This window comes from Mucilaginibacter sp. SJ (genome assembly GCF_028993635.1).
Lineage (GTDB): Bacteria > Bacteroidota > Bacteroidia > Sphingobacteriales > Sphingobacteriaceae > Mucilaginibacter.
Map to the genome: position 1 here is coordinate 4,858,919 of NZ_CP118631.1, position 23,441 is coordinate 4,882,359.

Genomic DNA, 23,441 nt, shown 5'->3' on the forward strand with positions numbered 1-23,441 from the left:
GCAGTAATTGATAGGTTATTTGATATTTAAGCTGATATGGATTGAAAAATCAGTAATATTCCTGTTATAATAGCTGTAATGACTAAACCCCAACTTTTAATGTAGCCGATTTTTAAAATTTTCCCACCCATGTCTTCATAATACAGGTCCTTCCCTTTAACAAAAATTCTGTAAAATAAATATGCAATTGCTAAAGAGAAAATACCGTAGAAGAATAGTTCCCAATTCATTTTTTTAATACCGTTTGTTAAGGTTGTAGTTTGAGGTTTAAGCGAATTTAGAAATTATTACCCATAAGAATTTATTTTTCGCCAACACTTAGAGCCATTAAAAATTGGTAATATTTATGTAGTTATGACCGTTAATTGTTTGTCATTTGCTATTATTGACAATCGATTACAATGTGTGATCTGTACACACTTATACCTCTTTTATGCGCAAATTATTTACTTTATTACTCCTTGTTATTGCATTTTCGGCCCGGAGCCAAACCAGGGGTGATTTATCGGGCACCGTTACCGATAGCAAGAGCCAGCCTATCGCGGGCGCTTCGGTGTACCTGCTCAATACCAACTACCAAACCAGTGCCGACAGGAGCGGGAAATTTATTTTAAAAAGTATAACTGCCGGGAAATATACCTTGCATATCAGCGCTATTGGCTATGCGGCTAAAAACATCCCGGTAACTATGATCGGTACCAGTCGCCCGATAACAATCCAGTTGAATGATGCCAGCAACCAGTTGGATGAGGTTACGGTATCTGCGCAAAAAACAGAAGAACAGGCCCAACGCGTACCATTCAGTATTTCAACTTTATCAGCTAAACAAATCCAGGATTACAGGCTTTGGGATTTGAAGGATCTTACTGCCATTGTACCTAACTTAAATTCAGGTGCTCCCGGCGATGGTCGTACAGTAACAGGCATCCGCGGTATTGTTACCACATCATACGATCCGGCTGTGGCTACTTACGTTGATGGTGTAAACCAATACGGACTGGATACCTATATCCCCCAATTACTGGATGTGGATAGGATAGAAGTGCTTCGTGGCCCGCAGGGAACGCTTTATGGCCGTAATGCTACCGGCGGTGTTATCAATGTGATCACCAAGCAGCCATCAAACACCCTGAGCGGTTTTGCCGGTGTTGACGTGGGTAATTACAATCAGCAACGTTATACCCTCGGCATCAAAGCCCCTCTGATAAAAGATAAATTGTATTTAGGCGTAGCAGGTATATATTCTGGTTTCAATGGTTTTTATACCAATACATTTAACAATGCCCATTTTGACAAACAGCACTATTTTTTGGGTAACTATTACCTGAAGTTTTTGGCTACCTCCAAACTGGCCTTTATGCTGAATGTAAAAAATTACAACAACCGCAACAATGGCGCGTTCACCTTAGCAGGTTCGCCTGATGATGCTTTAAGCCATCCTTTTGAGGTTAACCAGAACGCTACGACTAAAATGGTTGATAATACTTTCCAGTCATCATTAACGGCCAACTACAGCGGCAATGATTTTAATTTCACTTCGCAAACATCCTACCAGGTAAACAACCGCTATTATACTACACCTATCGATGGCGATTTTTCCCCTATCGACGCCGTATCTATCATAAATAATTATGGCGGCAAATGGAACAAGGTAAAAACCACCATCCAGGAGTTCCGCTTTACTTCGCCGGCATCATCAACCTCAAAATTGAAATGGGCAGCCGGTACTTATGGCTTTTATCACTATGCGCCAAACAGGCAGGGTACTTACTTTGGTGACGATGCCGGCGCTGTTGGCTCACCGATGACTGATTTTACCAGCATCAATACTAATACCGACCGAAACTATGGCATAGCTGTTTACGGACAGGCTACTTATGCCGTGAATGAGCAGTTTGATATCACAGCTGGTTTGCGTTATGACTACGAGCATAAAAAGGAAAACGTAATGGGCGAGTTCCTGCCAAAGGGCGGCGAGTCGGTGGTTACCCGTTCGGATACGTCGTCAACGGCACATTACAAAGCCTTTACGCCTAAGGTTAGCCTGGCTTATCATGTATCAGCACATAATAACCTGTTTGCTACTTACAGCCGCGGTTTCCGCGCGGGAGGCATTACCGAGTTGGGTTCTGATCCTTCGTCTCCGCCGCTTTATTCTTTCAAGCCCGAGTACAGTAATAATTTTGAAGTAGGATCAAAAAACGACTTTTTAGATAACCGCCTGCGTGTAAATGTAACCGCGTTTTATACCCGCGTTACCGACGCCCAGGTGCCAACCCTGATATTGCCTGATGCCATCACCGTTACCAAAAATGCGGGTAAATTAAGCAGTAAAGGTATCGAGGCCGAAATTAACGCTACCCCAATTAAGGGCCTGGAGTTTGATTACAATTTTGGTTATACCCGCGCCCGTTATACCACTTTAGTAGTTGGCAACAATGGTGAGGAAGTGAATTTAAAAGGCAACAAGCAAATTTATACGCCTAACATCACCAGTATGCTGGCCCTGCAATATGGCTATGATTTGGGCGGTCTGCTTAAAACAAAGCTGATTGCCCGCGGCGAATGGCGCTATCTTGGCGATCAGTATTTCGACCTGGCAAACCAGATAGAACAAAAAGGTTACAACAAGTTCAACGCGAGGGTAGGTGTAAGCACCAAAAGGTTTGGGCTGTTCTTTTGGGAAAGCAATATCGCCAACAAAAAATACATTGATTATGCCTATGATTTCGGCGCGACACACTTAGGCAATCCGCGCACTTACGGAGTGTCGCTGAATACTACTTTTTAATTGAAAAAACAGGTTCAAACGTCCGTGTTTGAATGATGCTTTTTTATAGCATTGGGATGTGCGATTCCCTTCTCGAGAGGGGATTTTAAAATGCTTCTTCTAAGCCATGCCCGGGTAAATCGACGCATTAGGTTATTTTACCTTATAATATCCCGGATATTTTTTGTTAATTCATTTAAAATCTGACTATTAATAAACTCCGATCACCATGAAAAAGAATATCCTGCCTCTGCTTATCGCTATAATTACCATTGCTATCACTTTTCCTGCGCACTCGCAGGTTATTACCAAATACGGAGATAATGTAAGTACTCTTGACGGTATCATGAAAGCCTATTATGGCGTAGTTACTGTTAAGAAAGGCGAAAAGGTAAGTTATGAGCGCGATAGCCTGCTGCATATTGCCAATGCCCATGTTGGTGCAGGCTATACCGATAAACAAGGCAAACAGCAGTTCAGCTATATGACGCTGAAGGAATACCACAAACTGGCCGACCCATCATTGTCAAAAAATGGTTTTGACGAGCGGGAGATAACCCGGCGGGTAGAAAAGTTTGGCAGTATTTACCACATATGGAGCACCTACGAATCGCGCAACACAGCTGATGGGCCGGTAACTGAGCGCGGCATCAACAGCATTGAACTATTTAACGATGGGACCCGTTTCTGGATCCTCGCCTGGTTTTATGACGGCGAACGGAAGGATAACCCGATACCGGCGGAATATTTGAAGTAAGTTTTTTGGGTTCATGGTTGATGGTTGTTCATAGTTGATGGTTCATAGATCATAGCAACTGCTTGCAGGTCGTGATAAAAAATGAATGAAGCTAAACCATGAACCATGATCTATTAACTATGAACAACCATCAACTATGAACAGAAACAAAAAACTACTAACTTCACCGCCCTGAAATCATATACTTTAATTATGAAATTATTAGAAGGAAAAACCGCGTTGGTTACCGGCGCGTCAAAAGGAATAGGCCGCAAGATTGCCGAAAAATTTGCCGAGCATGGCGCTAATGTAGCTTTCACTTATTTGTCGTCTGTTGAAAAAGGCCAGGCCCTTGAGCAGGAGCTGCAAAGTTTTGGCACTAAAGTAAAAGGTTACCGTTCTGATGCTTCCAAATTTGACGAGGCTGATAAACTGATTACCGATATTGTCGCTGATTTCGGTACGCTTGATATTGTTGTCAACAATGCCGGTATCACTAAAGACGGTTTGCTGATGCGCATGACCGAAGAAAACTGGGACGAAGTGCTTGACGTAAACCTGAAATCGATATTCAATGTTACCAAGGCTGCCTCAAAAATCATGATGAAAAACCGTAAAGGTGTATTCATTAACATGAGCTCGGTTGTTGGTGTGCAGGGCAATGCCGGCCAGGCTAACTATGCCGCTTCAAAAGCAGGGATCATCGGTTTCTCTAAATCAGTAGCTAAAGAGCTGGGCTCACGTAACATCCGTACCAACGTTGTTGCACCAGGTTTTATCCGTACCGAAATGACCGAAGTGCTCGACCCTAAAGTTGTTGAAGGATGGGCAGCAGGTATTCCGCTTAAACGCGCGGGTGAAACTGAGGATGTAGCCAATGCCTGTGTATTCCTTGCATCAGATATGGCCGTTTACATCACCGGACAGGTTATCCCTGTTGATGGTGGGATGTTGTAAGAATGCACCCCCTCTAAATCTCCCCCAAAAGGGGAGACTTGAAAAAGCTTTTAAGCCCTCTCCTTTGGAGAGGGTTGGGTGAGGTTTAAAACTTATTCCCCTCCTTTCACAATAATTTCGCATTTTGCAGGTAATGTTTATTGGGCCGGATGACCTGCGCCCTGATGATACTATAGCTACAGATGTTTTCACTTACATGGGGTTCTGTTTCGGGATGGTGGTTGCCTGCCGGCTTATTGCTTGGTTTGGCATATGCCTGGCTCATGTACCGCAAGCCGGTTGACCTAAGTAAAAACTTACGCTATATCCTGGCAGTTATCCGGGCGATAACCGTTTTTTTTATAACGGTGCTGCTCATATCTCCCCTGGTAAAGTCGGTTAAATACGAGCCACAAAAACCTTTAGTACTTATCGCGCAGGATAATTCATCATCCGTAAACACTTTTAAACCGGCGGGTTTTAATCCATCTGCCTTTGTTGAAGGCTTGGCTAAACTGAAACAAGAGCTTGGCGATAAATACGATGTGCAGGAGTTTAATTTTGATAAAGACCTGCATCCCGGTCTTTCAAAAAACTTTAACGGTAAGCAAACCGATATAGCAGCTGCGTTGCACCAGCTTAACAACAGGTTCACTAACCAAAACATCGGCGCGCTGGTATTGGCAACCGACGGTTTATACAACCAGGGTAATGATCCGCAATATGAAGCCGGGAATATCAAAACCAGCATCTACACCATAGCCCTTGGCGATACCACAGCCAAGCGCGACCTGCTCATCGGCAACGTAAATTATAACAAAACGGCCTTTTTAGGGAACGACTTTGTGATAGAAGTGCTTGCCACGGCCTACCAAAGCAAGGGCGAAAGTATGAACCTGTCGATTACCGAAGATGGTAAACAGCTGTATGCCCAAAGCATTGCGGTAACCGCAAACGATTTTAAAAAGATCGTCCCCATACAGCTGAACGCTGCTAAAAAAGGCCTCAGAAAATATACTATCAGCATTGCTCCTGTTAAGAACGAGCTGTCCATCCAAAACAATACCGAAACTATTTATGTGGAAGTACTTGATGCCCGGCAAAAGGTACTGCTGTTATACAACGGTCCGCATCCCGATTTAACGGTGATTAAACAGGCTGTCGAGGCTAACAAAAACTTTGAGGTAAAAGCCAGTTCGCTTGCTGATGCTTCAAGCATTAAACCGGCAGATTATAGCCTGGTGGTCCTGTACCAGCTTTCGGCAGGCGAATATCCGCCGGTAAAAAGTTTTATTGCTAAGAGCAAAACACCGGTTTGGTATATCATTGGTTCACAAAGTAACCTGCAGGCCGTTAATAGCGAGCAAAACACGGTGCGCATAAGCGCAGGCCGTGCTGAAACGCAGGAAGTGATGCCCCTGCCAACCAATGATTTTACGGCTTTCACCCTCTCCGATTCGGCGCAAAAAAAGATTGCCGCCTTTCCGCCATTAGTAGCGCCGTTCGGCAGTTACGGAACCGCTACCGGTGCTTCAGTTTTATTGAAACAAAAGATTGGGACTGTAGCTACTACCTATCCTTTACTGGCCTTTGGCGATGAGGCCGGCCGGCGTATCGCCGTATTAACCGGTGAAGGTCTGTGGCGCTGGCAACTGGCCGAATATCAAAACTATGGTAACCGCAACGCTATTGACGAATTGCTGAGCCAAACTGTACAGTATTTAACTGCCAATGCAAACCGTCAGCGTTTTCGTGTTTATCCGGCCCGTAATGTATTTGATGAAGGGGAAAACGTGATCCTTAATGCCGAATTATATAATGAAGCCCTTGAGTTGATCAATACCTCTGATGTAAAGATAGAGCTGAAAAGCACGGCCGGAAAAAACTATAGCTTCCTGTTTACACGTACCGGGCAAAGCTATCAACTTGATGCAGGCACCCTCCCCATAGGCGAATACACCTACAACGCATCAACCCAAAACGGCAAACAGGAGTTTAAAGCTACCGGGCAATTCACCATAAAACCGCTTAACCTCGAAACCCGCCAAAGCGCTGCCAATCACACATTACTTAATACCCTGGCCAAACAAAGCGGCGGGCAAATGATCAAACCATCGCAGCTAAGCCAGCTTGCTGATCTGATCCGCAAAAATGAGAATATCAAAACGGTGGTTTATGAAGATAAGCATTACAGCGATTTGATAGATCTGAAATGGCTGTTTGGGTTGATCCTCCTGCTATTATCAACCGAATGGTTTTTGAGGAAGCGGGAAGGGGAAGTGTAGGGTAGTAGAGTCAAGACCGCAAGAAGTAAGAGGCAGGAAAAGGAAGAAAAAAAAGCGGGGACCCGTGCGATTCCCTCCCTTGGGAGGGTGTAGGGAGGGGTTTCAGCGAGATACTTACCCGTTTGGAATAGCGTATAACCCCTCCCTGCCAATGCGCAATCCCACCGCACCCCTCCCAAGGGAGGGAATTAAAAAGACTCGAATAACTATCATAAAACGATAAAAAAATGGTTAAAATCATCCCATACAACCCCAAACTAAAAGCAACCGCCAGAAAACTTCGAAAAGAAATGACTTTTGGCGAGGTTCTCCTGTGGAATGAATTAAAAGAAAATAAGCTACCGGGTTTCGACTTTGATCGTCAGCGTGGTATGGATAATTATATAGTCGACTTTTATTGCAAGGAACTAATGCTGGCAATTGAAGTAGATGGGCGGTATCATAATTATGAAGATGTTTTGATTAAGGATGATGTCAGACAAGCGAAATTAGAAAGCTTCGGTGTTAAATTTTTAAGGTTCGCCGAGGCGGATGTAAAAGATGATCTGCCTAATGTATTACGGGCTATTGAAGGGATGATAATTGAGATTGTGAAAGACGACTCTTCGATTGAACTGCCGAAAGATTTTGATAGAACATTGTTGGAATAGCGTAGAAACCCCTCCCTACACCCTCCCAGGGGGGTAATCGCACTGGCCCCAGCTTTACTACACTTTACTTCTCCTTCGTTTCGGGGATTACCACGTAAACATCCTCATTGGCTTTTTTCATGAGGTACTTTTCGCGGGCAAATTTTTCCATTTGCTGGGGGTTGGTGGTCAATTCTTTAAGTTCCTTGGTCACCTGGTCGGTTTGGGCTTTGTAGAAATCGCGCTCGAGCCTTAGTTTTTTAACCTGCTGGTGGTATTGGTATTGCGAAAAAAGATCGTTCCTGTCAAAAAATATCATCCACACCACAAAAGCAATGGTAACCAGGAAAAACTTGTTCTTGAAAAGATCTATAAGGCGTTTCATTGATACCGGCTGGATAATTTTCATTTAAAGCTATTTAATTTTTTCGACGGATACAAATATGCTTATTAACTTATTAACAGGGAAATTTTTGTGGTGATGGGTTTTGCTGTGAGTGGTTGATTAAGTTGATTGGTTGAGTGGTTGCCTTTGCAGTGAGTAGTTGATTGAGTTGATTAGGTGAGTGGTTTTTGTCTTCAATTAAAACAACCATTCACCTAATCAACTATTCTCCAATTATCCTCTCTTAGCCCCACTCATGCCGCTTTTGCCGCCGGATTTACCGGCTTCTGAACGGTTACCCCCAGACCTTCTGTTACCACCCGAACGATTATTGCCAGCCGAACGGCTATTACCGCCACCGCTGCCTCCTGATCTGCGGTTACCGCCGCGACCACCTCCACCGCGTTGGCCACCGCCTGAGCCGCCTTTTTTAGGCGCTTCGTTTATTTTAGCTGCCATAGCCGCCGGACTAAGCGGGTACGGGTGACCTTCTTCAATCGGAATCTGTTTGGCTATCAGCTTGTGGATATCTTTCAAAAATTCCAGTTCTTCGGCATCGCAAAATGAAAATGCTATGCCATTGGCGCCAGCCCGGCCTGTACGGCCAATACGGTGCACATAAGTTTCGGGTACGTTTGGCAACTCATAGTTGATAACGTGTGTAAGGTCGTCAATATCAATGCCACGTGCTGCGATATCTGTAGCTATCAGTACGCGGGTTGTGCGATTTTTAAAGTTGGTTAAAGCCCGCTGCCTTGCATTTTGTGATTTATTGCCGTGGATGGCTTCGGCAGTAATGCCAACCCGGTTTAAGTCTTTCACCACTTTATCGGCACCGTGTTTGGTACGGGTAAATACCAAAACGGTTTTAATGTCCTTATCTTTCAGAATGTGGATCAGCAACGACTTCTTATCTCCCTTATCAACATAATAAACGGCTTGTTGTATGGTATCGGCAGTTGATGAAACCGGGGTAACTTCAACTTTTTCGGGATTGTTCAGGATGCTGTCGGCCAGGCTCTGGATCTCCTTGGGCATGGTAGCCGAAAAGAACAGGGTTTGCCTTTTGGCCGGTACTTTGGCTATGATCTTTTTAACATCATTAACAAAGCCCATATCTAACATACGGTCGGCCTCATCCAATATCAGGAATTTAACATGCTCCAGGTGAACATAACGCTGGTTCATCAAATCCAGCAAACGCCCCGGGGTTGCCACTAAAATATCAACACCGCGACGCAAAGCATCAACCTGAGGGTTTTGTGATACGCCGCCAAATATTACGAGGTTTTTAAGGCCTGTATGTTTGCCATAATTGGTAAAACTTTCACCAATTTGAAGGGCAAGCTCGCGGGTTGGGGTTAAAACCAATGCTTTAATGGTTTTTTGCTCTTTGTGAGCTATCCTGTCCTGGTGTAATAATTGCAGGGTAGGGATAGCAAAAGCCGCGGTTTTGCCGGTGCCTGTTTGGGCACAGCCCAATAAATCCTGGTGTTGTAATATAATAGGAATGGCTTGTGCCTGTATTGGAGTAGGTGTGGTATATCCCTCTGTTTTTAAAGCCTTGAGGATTGGCTCAATTAAATTTAAATTTTCGAATGACATTCTTGATTATTTGTAATATATAATGTGCTAACGCGAAAGCATAAGCGGATCTGAAGAGTTTGCTGGGCTCAAAACCGTAAGCGAACGGGTAATTAGCTGCAAAGATACGCTTTTTATTGTTAAGAAATTTTTAAGAGCAAGAACTACGCTGGATTAGGCTGCCAGCGTTTCGGTATCAGGAGTTCCTTGTTCCTTTTTGGCCTTACGGTCCTTTTGCCATGATTCCAGCAGGATTAAGCCCATACCTATCATAATAGATACATCGGCCACATTAAATACGCCTGTTTGGAAGATTCCGAAGTTCATGTGCATAAAATCTGTTACGCTGCCATAAAGCATCCTGTCGTACAGGTTACCTGCGCCACCGGCAATAACCAAAACGATACCTGTGGTGGTTAATTTACCTATTGATGGTTTTAGCATGACATAAAAAACGCCAAAGGCAAGGGCCAGTAAGGGCAGCAATGATAGCAGGATGAATTTCCATGGGTTTTGCAGCGAATCGCCAAGACTTAAAAAAGCTCCCGTGTTTTCGGCATGCAGAATGGTGAAAAAGTTTTTGATAACAAAAACGTTATCGCTGATGTGAATATGCTCCCTAACGTAAATTTTAGTAACCCTGTCAAGCCCGATGCTTAAAACTAATACCAGCACTATACCCAATATCCTCAAAATCCCTTTTTTGTTCATTAGTTTATTTTAACAAGTTATTATAACGTGGTTGCCTTAGTTTAATTATATGGCTTTGGTTGCAGGAGGCAAAGGTATAAAAAAATAGGTGATTGAGATAGATAACTATAACAATGCACATCTATCAGGGTGTCATGCTGAGGTATTCGAAGCATGTGGGTAGGCCTCTGCGCGCGACCCTTCGACGGGCTCAGGGTGACGGCCCTCTTTTTTAGCTAAAACAAAAAAGACCACCTGCTTTACACAGATGGCCTTTCACATCGTCAAAAAATTACTTTTTAAAGTATTTGAAATCTTTACCGATGAATTTAGCGTTAGCGCCTAATTCTTCTTCGATACGTAACAACTGGTTGTATTTAGCGATCCTGTCTGAACGTGAAGCCGAACCGGTTTTGATCTGGCCGCAGTTTAATGCTACAGCAAGATCAGCAATGGTTGAATCTTCAGTTTCGCCAGAGCGGTGGCTCATTACTGAGGTGAAGCCGTTGGTTTGAGCTAAAGTAACCGCGTTGATAGTTTCGGTTAATGACCCAATTTGGTTTACTTTTACCAGGATTGAGTTAGCAATACCTTCGCTAACACCTCTTTGTAAACGTTTGGTGTTGGTTACAAACAAATCGTCGCCTACTAACTGTACTTTTTTACCAATTTTGTCGGTTAAGATTTTCCAGCCTTCCCAATCGTCTTCGGCCATACCGTCTTCGATAGAGATAACAGGATATTTTGCTACTAATTCGGCAAGGTAATCAGCCTGCTCAGCGCTGGTGCGGATAGCACCTTTTTCGCCTTCAAATTTAGTATAGTCGTATTTACCGTCTTTGTAAAATTCAGATGCAGCACAGTCAAAAGCGATGAAGATATCTTCGCCGGCTTTGTAGCCTGCTTTTTCAATAGCTTTTAAAATGGTTTCAACACCATCTTCAGTACCTTCAAAAGTTGGGGCAAAACCACCTTCATCACCTACTGCAGTTGACAAACCGCGGTCGTGAAGGATTTTTTTCAGGTTGTGGAATACTTCTGTACCCCAACGTAAAGCTTCAGAGAATGAAGGAGCGCCAACCGGCATGATCATAAATTCCTGGAAAGCGATAGGGGCATCAGAGTGTGAACCACCGTTAACGATGTTCATCATAGGTATTGGCAGCGTGTTAGCATTTACACCACCAATGTAGCGGTATAAAGGCTGGCGGCTTTCCTGGGCAGCAGCTTTAGCTACGGCTAATGAAACACCTAATATAGCGTTGGCACCAATTTTACCTTTGTTTTCGGTACCGTCAATTTCAATCATTAAAGCGTCGATAGCATTTTGTTCAAACACATCGATACCTTTTAATTCAGGAGCCAAAACTTCGTTTACATTTTCAACGGCTTTTAAAACGCCTTTGCCCATGTATTTTGATTTATCGTTATCGCGAAGCTCAACAGCTTCGTGAACGCCGGTTGATGCACCTGAAGGTACAGCAGCGCGACCAAATGCGCCGTTCTCGGTTAAAACTTCTACCTCAATAGTAGGGTTACCGCGCGAATCTAAGATCTGGCGGGCATGCACATCAATTATTATGCTCATAGTGAATTGTCAGAGTGTGGTTTGAATGAATACTATTAATAACGGCGGCTAAGTTAATGCCTAAATAAGGAAAACGCAATTGAAATTTTGTATTTGTAACGATTATAGGCAATTAATGATGCGATTTAACATGAAATTAATATAGAATGATAGTTTTTTCATGAAAACGGATGTCTGAACCGGGATTTGGGTGGATTTTTATGATTTATAGGATTTTTCTTTCCTTGCTTCCCCGGTTGCCGTGTCTCCACGGCAACATGTAAGGTTTGAAATTTGGTTGCCGTGGAGACACGGCAACGTGGGGGAGTTTTTTAATTCAGTTTAAAAAAAATCGGTGTAATCAGAAAAAGAACCAGTGTAATCCCAGAAATAAAATCAACGTAATCATCCCCACTCAACGGTGATTAATCGCTCGTAGTAGGGACGTGCTCACGCTGCACGGCATTTTTGCGCTGGATGCGGTACATCAGGATGAGCATAATATTGTCCTTATCGCTTTTAGCGGCAGCCGAATAATTATATTGGTTGATCCAGCCAGCCTGTAAGATCCACGATTTATCAAACTGATAACCTACTGCAGCCGATATTCGATTACGTTCAAAGTTAGGTACCTTATTATTAAGGAATACTTCGTCGAAAACAGAAATGAACCAGGTTTTGGCTTCAATTTTGGTGCTATTTAAAGGCACAAACACATTTAGCCTGTAACGGAAACGGTTGCGGTAGTCGCTGTTAACCCAGCGCTGCTCTACCCGGTAGCGGTGTTCCAGTTTTATGCGGTACAGGAACTGGTTGCTGGTAATCTGTTCCCAAAAACGGGTTTCGGTAGTTGTAGGGCCTTTTCCAACGTCCATATAATCAAAGGTAGTATAACGGCCGGTACCTAAAAGCGCGGTGAAGTTTCTGTCTATGTCATAACTTACACCAGCCTTAACCTCATAATATTGAAACTGGCTGAATACATTATTGGTACGGGTTTGAAACTCGGTATAACCACCCCATTTGTGGGAACTGTCGCCCGGTAAAACTACCGTAACTATGCCCCAGGTGCCTACTTTTGAGTCCTGTGCCTTAACAGTAATTGAACATATAGTTAATAAAAAGAGCACTAAAGCGATGGAATTGACGGGCTTGATTGTCATTGCAGAGATTATTTCTGCAAATATATTTCCTAAATGTTATCTTAATGTTAATATTAATACCGTTAATGTTAACATAATGTTAAGGATTTAGAGTTGGGGTTTGTTGTAAATACATACGTTTTAAAAAATTAGTAAGGCTGCATTTGCAATTCATAGGGATAAAGTAAGGTGGCGAGGGGGCGGCAATATAAATCTTAAATTCCTGATCCTTTCCCGCTATTCCCACTTAAACGTTTTTACCGCTACCGCATAAATTCCGATAAACCAGGCAAAAAGAATCAGTAACTGGTGTGTAACATCACCTAAGCCCGCGCCCTCAAATGCTACTTTGCGCATAGCATCGTTTAAATGGGTTAGCGGTAACACCTTGCTGATATATTGCAGCCAGTTTGGAAAGGCGGTGATTGAAAAAAAAGTACCCGAAAGCAGGAACTGCGGCAGCGTGATAATATTGGAAAGCGGTGGCACCGAACTTTCGTTTTTGGCGATGCCAGATACAGTAAAGCCGAATCCCATGAAAATGATCAACCCTATTGCCGAAAGTACCAGCATATTTAGTACAGTTGTTACACCGTGGATCAGCGTAAAACCAAACATGTAATGCCCAACCAGTATAATAAATAATGAACCTAATAAAGAAAAGGCCAGCCTCGCAATAGCTTCGCCCAACACAATACTGTAACGCTTAACCGGCGTAGCAAAAAAACGCTTGATAACCAATGTTAACCGCAGGCTCAGGAACACGAAAGCCGTACCGAAAACGCCGCTGCTTAGCAACGAAAAACCTAACTGTCCGGGCAATATAAAGTCAATATATTTATACGGGCGACCACTTATGGTTTCTTCTTTAAGATCGATTAATTTGGGTACCTGAACCGTGGTGTATGATTGGATGCGCTTCAATTCTTCTGATTGAATACGATAAAAAATATTGTTCAATGCCGATTTCAATACACTGCCTTTATCGCCCGATGCCTGGCTATATTGTACATGAACGGTCATTGATGCTGGTGGTGCAAAGGGTTTAAGGTCGATAATAGCATCGATATTTCCTTTTGCCAGGTTTTTATTCATTTCATCAGCCGTTTGATCATGGATGAGGTGCATGATCTTGTTTTTTTTCAGTGCAGTGTAAACCGGGTTATTGGCCGATGTATCGCTGCCTTTGGCTACACCTACATCTATCGACATGCCCCCGCCGCCAATATTGGCAAAAACAATGATGAATATCAAGGGGAAAGCCAGCGTAAACACCACCGCCGAAGGACTGCGTAATATCGACCGGAAACTTGCCCGGGCAATAGCCAGGGTTGCTTTTGTATTGCTGTACTTATTGTTCATTAGTTCAATGGTTCATTAGTTCATTGGGCTTGTTTGCTCAGATATTTACTGCCACTGCAAACTTAAAACTGCATACTGACTCCCCCTTTAGGGGGCTGGGGCACCTATCCCTCCCGCCATTCCTTCCCGGTGAGGTTGATGAATACGTCTTCGAGATTGGCGAGTTTTACCTGCTTTTTACGTTCGAAGCCTGATGCTACCAGCTCATCAATGAAATGGTCGGGAGTGTCAATGCCGATAATATACCCGCCGTCAACAAAGGCAACACGGTCGCACAACACTTCAGCCTCGTCCATGTAGTGGGTGGTGATCACTACTGTAGTGCCCTGGTCACGGATCTCACGGATCAAATCCCAGAGGTTACGGCGTGCCTGTGGGTCGAGACCGGTTGTAGGTTCATCCAAAAATATGATCCTTGGGTTATTGATGAGCGTAGTAGCGATAGAAAAACGCTGCTTTTGTCCGCCGGAAAGGTCTTTATATTTAGCCTTCGCTTTATCGGTAAGTGCAACTTTTTCCAGCATTTCCATTGGTGTTTTATCGATGCCATATAGCCCCGAAAACAGTACGATCAGCTCCGATAGATTGAGGTTGGGATAATAGCCTGCAGCCTGCAATTGTACACCAATAAGCTTTTTGATGCTATCAGCGTCGGTTTCAATATCAAAGCCATCAACATTAATACTGCCGGATGTTTTATCGCGAAGGGTTTCTATAATTTCGAGGGTAGTTGTTTTACCTGCGCCATTGGGGCCGAGCAAGCCGAAGATCTCACCTTCGTAAACTTCAAAACTAATGCCTTTAACGGCTGCAAAATCGCCATAGTTTTTTACCAGGTTGTTTACAGTGATGATAGGTTGTTTTGTCATAGGGTAAAAATGCATCACATTAATGAAATAACCATGAGTTTTTCGGTGAAGTACAGAATTTTTACGGTGAAAGTAAGTTGGAGCGGGGTATGGAGGGGAGATGGCATTTAGGTGTAGGCTGTCATCCTGAGCCCATCGAAGTACGCGCGCAGAAGCCCTGCCCACATGTTTCGACAAGCTCAGCATGACCCATTTTAATTATGTCATGCTGAGTGTTTAAATCCGAGGCCTCTGAAAGTGAAATGACATTAATACTTATTGTCATCCTGAGGAACGAAGGATCTTCTTCGCCCTGCTTAGCGGCCCTGTATCTTGCAGAAGATTCTTCGCTACAATCAGAATGACAGGCGTTTTTTAAACTTGTCATGGGTAACCTGTCGAAGACTCGTGCGGAGGGGCTTGCCCGCCACACTTCGACGGGCTCAGTATGACACCCGTTTGAAGTTGTCTTGGGTAACGATAGTGAAGATCCTCTGTACTATGAATATGCATAGCTTTGAACATTGCGAAGAAGATTCTTCGCTATCGCTCAACATGACAAGCGGCCAAAAATAAAAAAGCCCGGATGTTCATCATCCGGGCTAAAATAATCTTCGTAAAGATGGGGTTTAGCTGGCCTTTAACTCACTTTCAGATTTCAGCACTTTACTACCGTTTTTCTGTTCAATTTCATAAGCGGGCTCCTCTTTGCTGGCGTTCCGTTTAACTTTTGCGCCTTTTATAGTTTTGCTTACCGGTTGGGTGTGTTTTTTAACCACCTTGCCTTCAGCTTCTGATTTTCCCCATTTCCAGGTTACTTCATCTCCTTTTTTCATGTGCTCACCCTTTTTAAGGATAACATGTGCGGTTAATTATTGATTTAACAAAGATGAAATAACAACCCTCGGGGTGCCGGGACATTATTTTATTAAATGACCAATGGAGTGGGCGATAGCCACGGCGTGCTCGGCGGCTTTCATTACCAAATGGATCAATTGAATTGCAAGTAGAGTTTTCATGGCATTTATTTGTTGTTGTTTAGTGATCCAAAATTGCACACAAAAGACACCCTGCCGTTAGGTTTATTAGGCGAAGCAAGTACGGTTATCGGTGAATAGCGGTAAAATATCGGAGAAATGCCGGTAAAAAATGGATGTCGTCGGTAAAAATTGGGGTATTAGGATTAATGAAAAGAGCAATTTTTTATACTCTATTGTCGCGTTAATAGACTGAATGTCGTTGTTTTCGTTACATTTGTTTAACAGAAACAATTTACACCTAATTAATTATCACTAAATGAAAAAGACTGCTCTGTTAGTCGCGTTAATGCTATTGTGTGGCATTACGCTCCAAGCACAATTTAAACCCCTTGCCGAAGGCGCTACCTTTGAAGAACCTGAAGAGGGCTTCGCTAAGATTCTCCAGCTTAAAAACGGCAATACCATGTTTATTCATATTACATATAAAAAGGGAATAAACGTCCGCATGTATAATGCAAGCTATCAGGAAATTGCCGTAACTCACGTTGATCCATCGTACGGTAAACTCGACCATGGGAGTATCGAAGCTGTTTTTGAATTAGCGGGTAATGCTGTTTTGATGATCAGAAAATAGGTGAACTTGCTCATGTAAGTTTTTTTGGAGGCTACGCTATGGCCTTCGGTGATGTACCGGAGCCCCATTTTTTTGTGCGTAAAGATCCTGATAGTGATAATTACGCTGTGGTAATGTTCAATAGTTTTGAATCTGAACGGAGTAAACGTATTGAAATTGTAAGCTATGGTTCTGATAACAAGGAAACTAACAGAGCTTATTATGCATCGCCCGAAGAAAAATATAAGTACATGCGTTATGTAGATATGGCAGTTATAGGCAGCGATAAAGTTTGTGTGCTGGCTTATGGCTACAATACTAAAAGCAGCGGCGGCAAGGAGAGTGAGTTGATCCTGGCTAATCTTGATAAGGGAGCCAAAGCGGTTAGTTTTACCGAATTGGGTTTTTCAAAAGATCTGATCGTTTACGAAGGAATAACACGTTACAGCCCTGCTATAAAATCGTTAATATTGGTTGCGCTGGTTAAAGAAAAGAAAGGTGACAGGGGATATACTCCAATCCTGTCGTTCGTGAACCCATTTGAAAAGAAGATTAACCGGGCCGATCTGATCTCCCCATCGCCAAGGCTCGATCAGTATTCAAAAAAAGGTTTTAGGGGATTGCCGCAAAACCTGTACCTTAATGATGACGGGACATTTTCAATTGTATCTGAAGAAATGACGGTAACCTCGGGTAGGTATATTGCAACAACGCTTGGTGATATAGCCGTGGTTAATTATAGCAAAACAGGCGAGTTTATTAATGATTATCTTATACGCAAGAGTCATGATTTGCTTAACGTTTATTTAAATCCTTTTTATCAGTCGCTGCGTGAAGGTACTGCCCAACGCCTTTCGGGTGGTAACCAGTTTAAATCGTTCGCTTTTCTGAGTGCCGGCCCAAAAAGTTTTGTATTATTTAATGATACTGAACGCAATAACGACGCCCAGGAAAAAGGTGGTTTGGTAACCATAAAAGGTGTTAGTGGTAGTGATGGGTTCTATTACCCGCTCAAAGGGCCTGATCCTATTTTGAAACGGGATTACGTTTTTGGCAACCCTGCAGGTAAACGTGATCATGACCTGGGTTTGTTTTCCATATCCGACTACGACCGTAAAAACAATGTTTATGCAACTTTAAAGCTTGAAAATCAACACGGCGATAAGGGCGTAAAGGTGGTTTGGCTGCAGCCATAAAACAATAAACAGGTATTAAATAGCGAAGCCGCCTTGCCTTAACTGCAAAGCGGCTTCCGTGTTTTATAGGCAGATGAATATATTAACTGATCAGGTTAGCCAACGCCTGGATAACGGTTACCGTATGCTCTTGCAGGGAGATCATCACAGCTATAAGCGGATTGTAAAATGTTTTCATAGTAATGTTATTTGCCGCAAATATGTGCCCTTAGCTTTTTGTTAAACAGGTTTTTTTAGGTGAAACGGCATAAAATGTCGGTGAAAGGGAGGCTTGCACAGGACAAGCCCAATCAACTAACTTTTATGACCAAAAACCCTGTATCCTGATCTGGCTTGACGGGTACCCCTGTAGTTTTAACAATTTGCGTAATTCGCCTACCATGGTATGGTTGCCGGCAATGTAAAATACCGAGTGTTCAAGGTTATACTGTTGTTCCATTACCCACTGGATGAGGCTGTGATGACCGTATACATCATTACGTTCTATAGGTGTTAATGGCGATTTGAAATATTCACCAAATAAATCCCTGTGATTTTCATCGGCCATAACTATAGCGCCCGAAAAACGCGTTGCGGGTAATACCATTTGCTGTAAGGCCAGCATATGCCCCATGCTGCTTTCATCGCCAAGGCCTATTATGGCCGGGGTGCCGGCCGGTGCGTGCCGGGTAGAACGGATTTTTAAATAGCGTACGGTATCGTTTTTTTGAAGTTGTTTAGCCCATTTACTGCCGGGACCGCTATGGGCTGCATCAACATACAGGGTACAGGTGCTGGTTTCGGCATCCCAGCCGGCAGGGGTATAATCGCGGTAAGTAAGGTTATCAACTTTTATTTTTATGTAGGGTATTTCGTGCCAGTTTTGCATATCAGCCTGTGGTAAGTGCAGGTCAATCTCAATCATGGTCGACGGTTCCCAGTGCCTTACTTCAAGCACCCTGCCACTTTGTAAAAGTTGGTTTTCAAACAAGCTGCCTGCCTTTCTTTTTAATTTATGAAGAGTGGATGTTTCCATGGTGTAGTGTTTTAATACTACAAAGAAACATTGAATTTTAGGCTGATAAAATAGTAGTTTCAGGGTAAATATTGGATTATTTACGGTGTTTGTCCCTGAACTCGAGCGGGGTGATGCAGGCCGATTTTTTAAATAACCGCGAAAAATAGGTGTGGTCATCATAACCCAGTGTATGCGCAATCTCCTTTACGTTGAGGCCGCTGTAATACAGTAATCTTTTTGCTTCCAGCATTACTTCCTGGGTTATCCAGTAACTTACCTGGAACCCGGTGGTTTTCTTTAAAACCTCGTTAAGATATGATTCGGAAACATTAAGCATACCCGCGTATGCCGATGGGCCTTTAACTGTGCGTACATGCCTCAACAATAGCTTTTTAAACTGATGTGAAATTTGTGCCGGCCTTGAAAGTTGCTTTTCGGGCGTATAAACGTTACTGAAAGTGGCCGCTGCCATGCCTGTGAATGATTGTATAAGCGATTGCAAAACGGGTAAAAAGAAAGCGCTGTTATCATCCTCATTATTTTTTTCACGTAACAGACAAAGGAGCTGCTGGTATTGCCTTAATTCAATATCATTCAGTTGATAAGGCTGCTGCAAAAAAAGTTGGTTTTCAAAAATATTCCGGAAGTCGGCCGGAATGTGCTGTGAATCGATGGCTACATACCAGCCGCCTGCAATTTCATTACGTATCCGGTGGTGTACCTGCCCCGGCAAAATATAATAGAATGTGTTTTCACAAAAATGAATTTCGTTAAAATCTATCATCAGTGATGCCGAGCCGCTTTCAATCAAAAAAAACAGGTAATGATCATCACGATGGGCGCCCATCGGCGGTTTTTTTGAATCTTCTTCGCCGCTTTCGAAGTGCCTGATCTCAAAGCCGGTATTTGATCGTTCATGTAGCTGGTGTACAGGTATATCTTTCATTTTGCAGGGTAGTTATTGTATTATTGTAACGCAATCTTTAACCGGTAGGGTACATTTTCTCCAGGCTAAGGAATTTATTTTAGATAGAATCTGTTAGTATTGGACCTAAATTAGCTTTTGGCTTTGTGCATTCCGCTTTCAGCTATATAAATACAATAATTCCGGCGATTATTTACCGCCATCTACCAGTGCATAAATTTCCTGCATGTAAATGGCTTCATCCATCGCAACATGAAAATCTTCCCATTCATCAACAGTAAAAGTAAGCTGGATATCATTGACCGGGGTACGCATTACCACGCGTTCCTGTCCGTCGGGAAATGGGAAGGAATGGTCGCCGAAATCAAGATCGATAGTGAAATTTTTAAACTGGATAAATTGATCGGGTGTAAAGCTAAGGATCAGGTTATGATGCCATATAAATAGGCATTGGCATTCGGAGCAACGGCTCACTACCGATGTTCCCTTTTGGCTGAGTATTTTAGCATCGCACATAAATTCTGGTAATTTAAAAATGAATTGGTGCCTGCTCTGCTGATTAAATGTTTGATATAAACAATTAAACTACAGAACAGGACTTTATATTTTAAGCATTAATAATCAAATAATTGTTAATGAGCTTGTGGGCCTCTGTTTTGCGCATAGTGTATTAACAGCAACAAAGAAATACGTTATTTAGAATAAATCCAAATAAAAATAAATAAAACTCCAAAAAGCATTCAGAATTAATTACTTTGAGTTTATTTTTTTTAACGTATGAATTATTATATCCCTAAAATTTGCGTAGCATTGCTGTTGTTTAGACTGATTATTGATTGAAAAAGACTTTTGCCATAGTAATGTTAGTTACCCATATGCTCAATTTGCTGGGGTACATGGCGCTTAATCAATATTTTTTTAACAGATCAAACAAAGTAATTGCCCGGCAAATTGCCAGAGGTAAATATGATTCGCGCGATCTCATTGAAATTAAGATCGGCCAAAACCTGCCCTTTATACATGATTGGGACAGCTATGTGAATGTTTCCGGGCAGTTACAGCTGGATGGTGTGTCGTACAACTACGTGAAACTCAGGGTTACGCGCGATACGTTGTATGTACAGTGTATCCCCAACTATGAAACTACCAGGTTGTTGAATGAAAATGTGATCTGCGCTAAAAAGTTATATAGTAAGCCTATCAGCAAACGCACACATGAATCATCAGAAAAAAAATTGGGCAGCGACGCTAAATATAACTGCCCCGAAATTTCATACGCTTTTATAAAACAGACGGAGCCTGTTCAGCCCCCCGGCACATTTATCTATATCAGCATGCCTGATGCTTTTGTATCTGTCGGCGGTCAGCCTCCGGAAATGGCGCTTGCCTAAGTTTATATCCGATAATTAATCTGTTCCCTCAATCTTAATGACTTGCATTGATATGCCTGCAATACGCTGCGCGTATGCATTGCCAGTTTCATTATTGTGCCTGAACAGCATCCCCCAAAATCTATTTTATTTGAATAAATGAATACCCTTTATAAAACTTCATTACCTGCCTTATTAATATGTTGCGCGGGCTTTGCCCGGGCGCAGCATAAAAGCGTTAAAGATACCCTGCAACTTGACAGTGTTATTATTAAAGAAAGCAGGCCAAAACATTTGCCCAATGTATCCGGCACCAGCATTTTTGCCGGAAAAAAAACCTTTGATATTTTTCTTGACGCCGGAAAAGCAAACTTAGCTAATAATAATGCCCGTATGACCTTTGCAAAAGTTCCCGGCGTTAATATCTGGGAGATGGACGGTGCCGGTTTACAGCTCAATATCGGTACCCGGGGTACGGACACCCACCGCTCTATCGAAACCAACATCAGGCAAAATGGCTATAACACCAACTCGGATATGTTTGGCTATCCCGAAAATCATTACAATGTGCCATTCCAGGCGGTAAGCGAAATTCAGATAGTGCGAGGTTCGGCGGCATTACAATTTGGCAGCCAGTTTGGCGGCATGGTTAACTTCAAACTTAAAGAAGGCGACAGCACTAAGGTGCTGGGTTTTGAAAGCGAACAATCGGCCGGCTCAAACAGGTTTTTCAATTCGTATAATGCCATTGGCGGCAAAGCGGGCAAGGTTAGTTATTACGCTTTTTACAGCGCCCGCACCGGCGATGGCTGGCGGCCTGATGCCAATTTTAACTCCCGCGCTTACTACGCCAGCCTCAAATACCAGTTTAATGATCAGGGCAGCATAGCTTTCCAGTTTTCAAGATCAGACTACAGGCAGCAAATAGCCGGTGGTTTAACCGACGCACAATTTGAAGCAAACAATCGTCAGTCGACCCGTGCGCGTAATTTTTTCAATCCTGAAATCAATATCCCGGCATTGTTGTTCAATTACCGGTTTGATAGAAATACCAGGCTGGAAGTTACCTCGCATGTACTGTTTGGTCAGCGCAATAGTGTGCAGTTCATTAACACGGCCAATATACCTGATACAGTTAATACAAGTTTGAAAACATTTAATCCGCGCCAGGTCGACCGTGATTATTATGCCGGTTTCACTACCGAAGCCCGCTTGCTGCATACTTACAAACTCGGTAATCTCAGGAGCTCGTTTACCACAGGTATAAGGTATTTTGAAGAAACTACCAAACGTAAACAAAAAGGCACAGGCACGGCAGCATCTGATTTTGACCTGCGCCTGGTTAAAGATTATGGCATCGACCTGAGATTGCATACCTTAAACTATGCAGCCTTTGCCGAAAATATGTTCCAGGTAACGCAGGCATTTACAGTTACCCCCGGTGTGCGTTTTGAGCAGATCAATACCACTACTTCGGGTGTTATTGTAAACCGTGCGGTGCCTGTAACCTATAAGGATAATCGCAACTTTCCGCTGTTTGGTACTGGTTTGCAATACCAGTTTGCCGGTGGAAACCAACTTTACGGTAATATTTCACAGGCTTACCGCCCTTATATTTATGCCGCCGTTACCCCTGCAGATCAGTTGACCATTATCGATCCGAACATCAGGGATAGCAAAGGTTATGATGCCGACCTGGGTTACCGCGGTCATATCAGCACTTTATTTAGTTTTGATGTTAACGCCTTTTACGTTTACTATGGCAATAGGGCAGGTACCCTGACCCAAACTGATGCCAATAACGTAGCCCATCTTTACATGACCAACATTGGTAATGGCGTGGCTAAAGGTATTGAGGCCTTTACCGAAGTTTCGCTGATCCGCTCATTTGATAAATCTTCGGTGAGTGATCTCCGTTTGTTCAACTCACTGTCGTACACGCATGGTCGTTACACCAGTGGTTCTGTCAATCAAAACGGAAAAAATGTAAGTTTAAAAAATAATCAACTTGAAGGCACTCCCGATTGGATAGACCGTGCAGGTTTAACATTTTTAAGCGGCCATGTAAGCAGCACACTGCAATACAGCTATGTAGGGAAAAGCTTTAGTGATGCCAATAATACTACTTTTAATGCCACAGGCGCTACCGGCATAGTGCCCGCGTATCATTTGTTCGACTGGGCTTTCAATTATGGGTTTCTGAAAAACTACCATCTCACGGCCAATGTGAACAACTTATTTAACGCTAAATATTTTACACGCCGTATTAACATGTACCCCGGACCAGGCATTTTACCGGCCGACGGGCGTACGTTTAATATTGGGTTTGGGCTGAAGATTTAAGCGCCGGCTCCAAAACCTCCCCAAAGGAGAAGGCTTAAAGTATTTAACGATATTTCTTCAACGTCCTCTCCTGGAGCGGATTT

At 43.0% G+C, this 23,441-nt stretch carries 20 protein-coding genes; 9 read left to right on the forward strand and 11 right to left on the reverse strand.

Annotation, left to right across the window (positions count from 1 at the left end; translation table 11 throughout):
- Positions 1-433 precede the first annotated feature (433 nt).
- The 5 genes from MusilaSJ_RS20155 to MusilaSJ_RS20175 all read left to right on the forward strand — a co-directional run bounded on the left by MusilaSJ_RS20155 (position 434) and on the right by MusilaSJ_RS20175 (position 7,377).
- Complete coding sequence (locus MusilaSJ_RS20155) at positions 434-2,791, forward strand: TonB-dependent receptor (protein WP_274986633.1); 2,358 nt, start codon at positions 434-436, stop codon at positions 2,789-2,791.
- Positions 2,792-2,999: 208 nt separating this feature from the next.
- Positions 3,000-3,527 (forward strand): hypothetical protein, encoded by a 528-nt coding sequence (locus MusilaSJ_RS20160; RefSeq protein WP_274986634.1) that lies wholly within the window; start codon positions 3,000-3,002, stop codon positions 3,525-3,527.
- Between the two features lie 192 nt (positions 3,528-3,719).
- Entirely contained in the window at positions 3,720-4,463 is a 744-nt protein-coding gene (gene fabG, locus MusilaSJ_RS20165; RefSeq protein ID WP_274986635.1) for a 3-oxoacyl-[acyl-carrier-protein] reductase, read from the forward strand.
- Positions 4,464-4,645: 182 nt separating this feature from the next.
- Positions 4,646-6,727: a vWA domain-containing protein gene (locus MusilaSJ_RS20170; RefSeq protein ID WP_274986636.1), complete on the forward strand. Its 2,082-nt coding sequence runs from the start codon at positions 4,646-4,648 to the stop codon at positions 6,725-6,727.
- A gap of 227 nt (positions 6,728-6,954) precedes the next feature.
- Positions 6,955-7,377, forward strand: a complete 423-nt coding sequence (locus MusilaSJ_RS20175; protein ID WP_274986637.1) for an endonuclease domain-containing protein — start codon at positions 6,955-6,957, stop codon at positions 7,375-7,377.
- 64 nt (positions 7,378-7,441) lie between these two features.
- Here MusilaSJ_RS20175 and MusilaSJ_RS20180 read toward each other — a convergent pair whose 3' ends face one another.
- The 8 genes from MusilaSJ_RS20180 to MusilaSJ_RS20215 form a co-directional block, all read right to left on the reverse strand.
- Entirely contained in the window at positions 7,442-7,765 is a 324-nt protein-coding gene (locus tag MusilaSJ_RS20180; protein ID WP_229701646.1) for an FtsB family cell division protein, read from the reverse strand.
- Positions 7,766-7,975: 210 nt separating this feature from the next.
- Positions 7,976-9,346, reverse strand: a complete 1,371-nt coding sequence (locus tag MusilaSJ_RS20185; protein WP_274986638.1) for a DEAD/DEAH box helicase — start codon at positions 9,344-9,346, stop codon at positions 7,976-7,978.
- Between the two features lie 153 nt (positions 9,347-9,499).
- On the reverse strand, positions 9,500-10,036 hold the full coding sequence (gene lspA / locus MusilaSJ_RS20190) for a signal peptidase II (protein WP_274986639.1): 537 nt from the start codon (positions 10,034-10,036) through the stop codon (positions 9,500-9,502).
- A gap of 271 nt (positions 10,037-10,307) precedes the next feature.
- Complete coding sequence (eno, locus tag MusilaSJ_RS20195) at positions 10,308-11,603, reverse strand: phosphopyruvate hydratase (RefSeq protein ID WP_090528991.1); 1,296 nt, start codon at positions 11,601-11,603, stop codon at positions 10,308-10,310.
- 404 nt (positions 11,604-12,007) lie between these two features.
- The gene (locus tag MusilaSJ_RS20200; RefSeq protein ID WP_274986640.1) at positions 12,008-12,745 is read right to left on the reverse strand and encodes a DUF2490 domain-containing protein; all 738 of its coding nucleotides are present in this window, start codon (positions 12,743-12,745) and stop codon (positions 12,008-12,010) included.
- Positions 12,746-12,961: 216 nt separating this feature from the next.
- Positions 12,962-14,086: an ABC transporter permease gene (locus tag MusilaSJ_RS20205; RefSeq protein WP_274986641.1), complete on the reverse strand. Its 1,125-nt coding sequence runs from the start codon at positions 14,084-14,086 to the stop codon at positions 12,962-12,964.
- Positions 14,087-14,190: 104 nt separating this feature from the next.
- A complete protein-coding gene (locus tag MusilaSJ_RS20210; protein WP_274986642.1) occupies positions 14,191-14,955 on the reverse strand; it encodes an ABC transporter ATP-binding protein in 765 nt (254 codons plus the stop codon).
- Between the two features lie 608 nt (positions 14,956-15,563).
- Positions 15,564-15,770: a hypervirulence associated TUDOR domain-containing protein gene (locus tag MusilaSJ_RS20215; RefSeq protein ID WP_274986643.1), complete on the reverse strand. Its 207-nt coding sequence runs from the start codon at positions 15,768-15,770 to the stop codon at positions 15,564-15,566.
- A gap of 460 nt (positions 15,771-16,230) precedes the next feature.
- Here MusilaSJ_RS20215 and MusilaSJ_RS20220 point away from each other — a divergent pair, with 460 nt between their 5' ends.
- Together MusilaSJ_RS20220 and MusilaSJ_RS20225 are read left to right on the forward strand one after the other, a co-directional pair.
- Positions 16,231-16,548: a hypothetical protein gene (locus MusilaSJ_RS20220; protein WP_274986644.1), complete on the forward strand. Its 318-nt coding sequence runs from the start codon at positions 16,231-16,233 to the stop codon at positions 16,546-16,548.
- 38 nt (positions 16,549-16,586) lie between these two features.
- Complete coding sequence (locus MusilaSJ_RS20225) at positions 16,587-17,723, forward strand: hypothetical protein (RefSeq protein WP_274986645.1); 1,137 nt, start codon at positions 16,587-16,589, stop codon at positions 17,721-17,723.
- A gap of 301 nt (positions 17,724-18,024) precedes the next feature.
- Here the strand turns inward: MusilaSJ_RS20225 and MusilaSJ_RS20230 are convergent, their stop codons facing one another.
- The 3 genes from MusilaSJ_RS20230 to MusilaSJ_RS20240 all read right to left on the reverse strand — a co-directional run bounded on the left by MusilaSJ_RS20230 (position 18,025) and on the right by MusilaSJ_RS20240 (position 20,161).
- The gene (locus MusilaSJ_RS20230; protein ID WP_274986646.1) at positions 18,025-18,738 is read right to left on the reverse strand and encodes an SIP domain-containing protein; all 714 of its coding nucleotides are present in this window, start codon (positions 18,736-18,738) and stop codon (positions 18,025-18,027) included.
- A gap of 76 nt (positions 18,739-18,814) precedes the next feature.
- Complete coding sequence (locus MusilaSJ_RS20235) at positions 18,815-19,666, reverse strand: helix-turn-helix domain-containing protein (RefSeq protein WP_274986647.1); 852 nt, start codon at positions 19,664-19,666, stop codon at positions 18,815-18,817.
- Positions 19,667-19,834: 168 nt separating this feature from the next.
- A complete protein-coding gene (locus MusilaSJ_RS20240; protein ID WP_274986648.1) occupies positions 19,835-20,161 on the reverse strand; it encodes a DUF6686 family protein in 327 nt (108 codons plus the stop codon).
- Positions 20,162-20,481: 320 nt separating this feature from the next.
- Here MusilaSJ_RS20240 and MusilaSJ_RS20245 point away from each other — a divergent pair, with 320 nt between their 5' ends.
- Complete coding sequence (locus MusilaSJ_RS20245) at positions 20,482-21,036, forward strand: hypothetical protein (RefSeq protein ID WP_274986649.1); 555 nt, start codon at positions 20,482-20,484, stop codon at positions 21,034-21,036.
- 138 nt (positions 21,037-21,174) lie between these two features.
- Positions 21,175-23,358: a TonB-dependent receptor family protein gene (locus MusilaSJ_RS20250; RefSeq protein ID WP_274986650.1), complete on the forward strand. Its 2,184-nt coding sequence runs from the start codon at positions 21,175-21,177 to the stop codon at positions 23,356-23,358.
- Positions 23,359-23,441 lie beyond the last annotated feature (83 nt).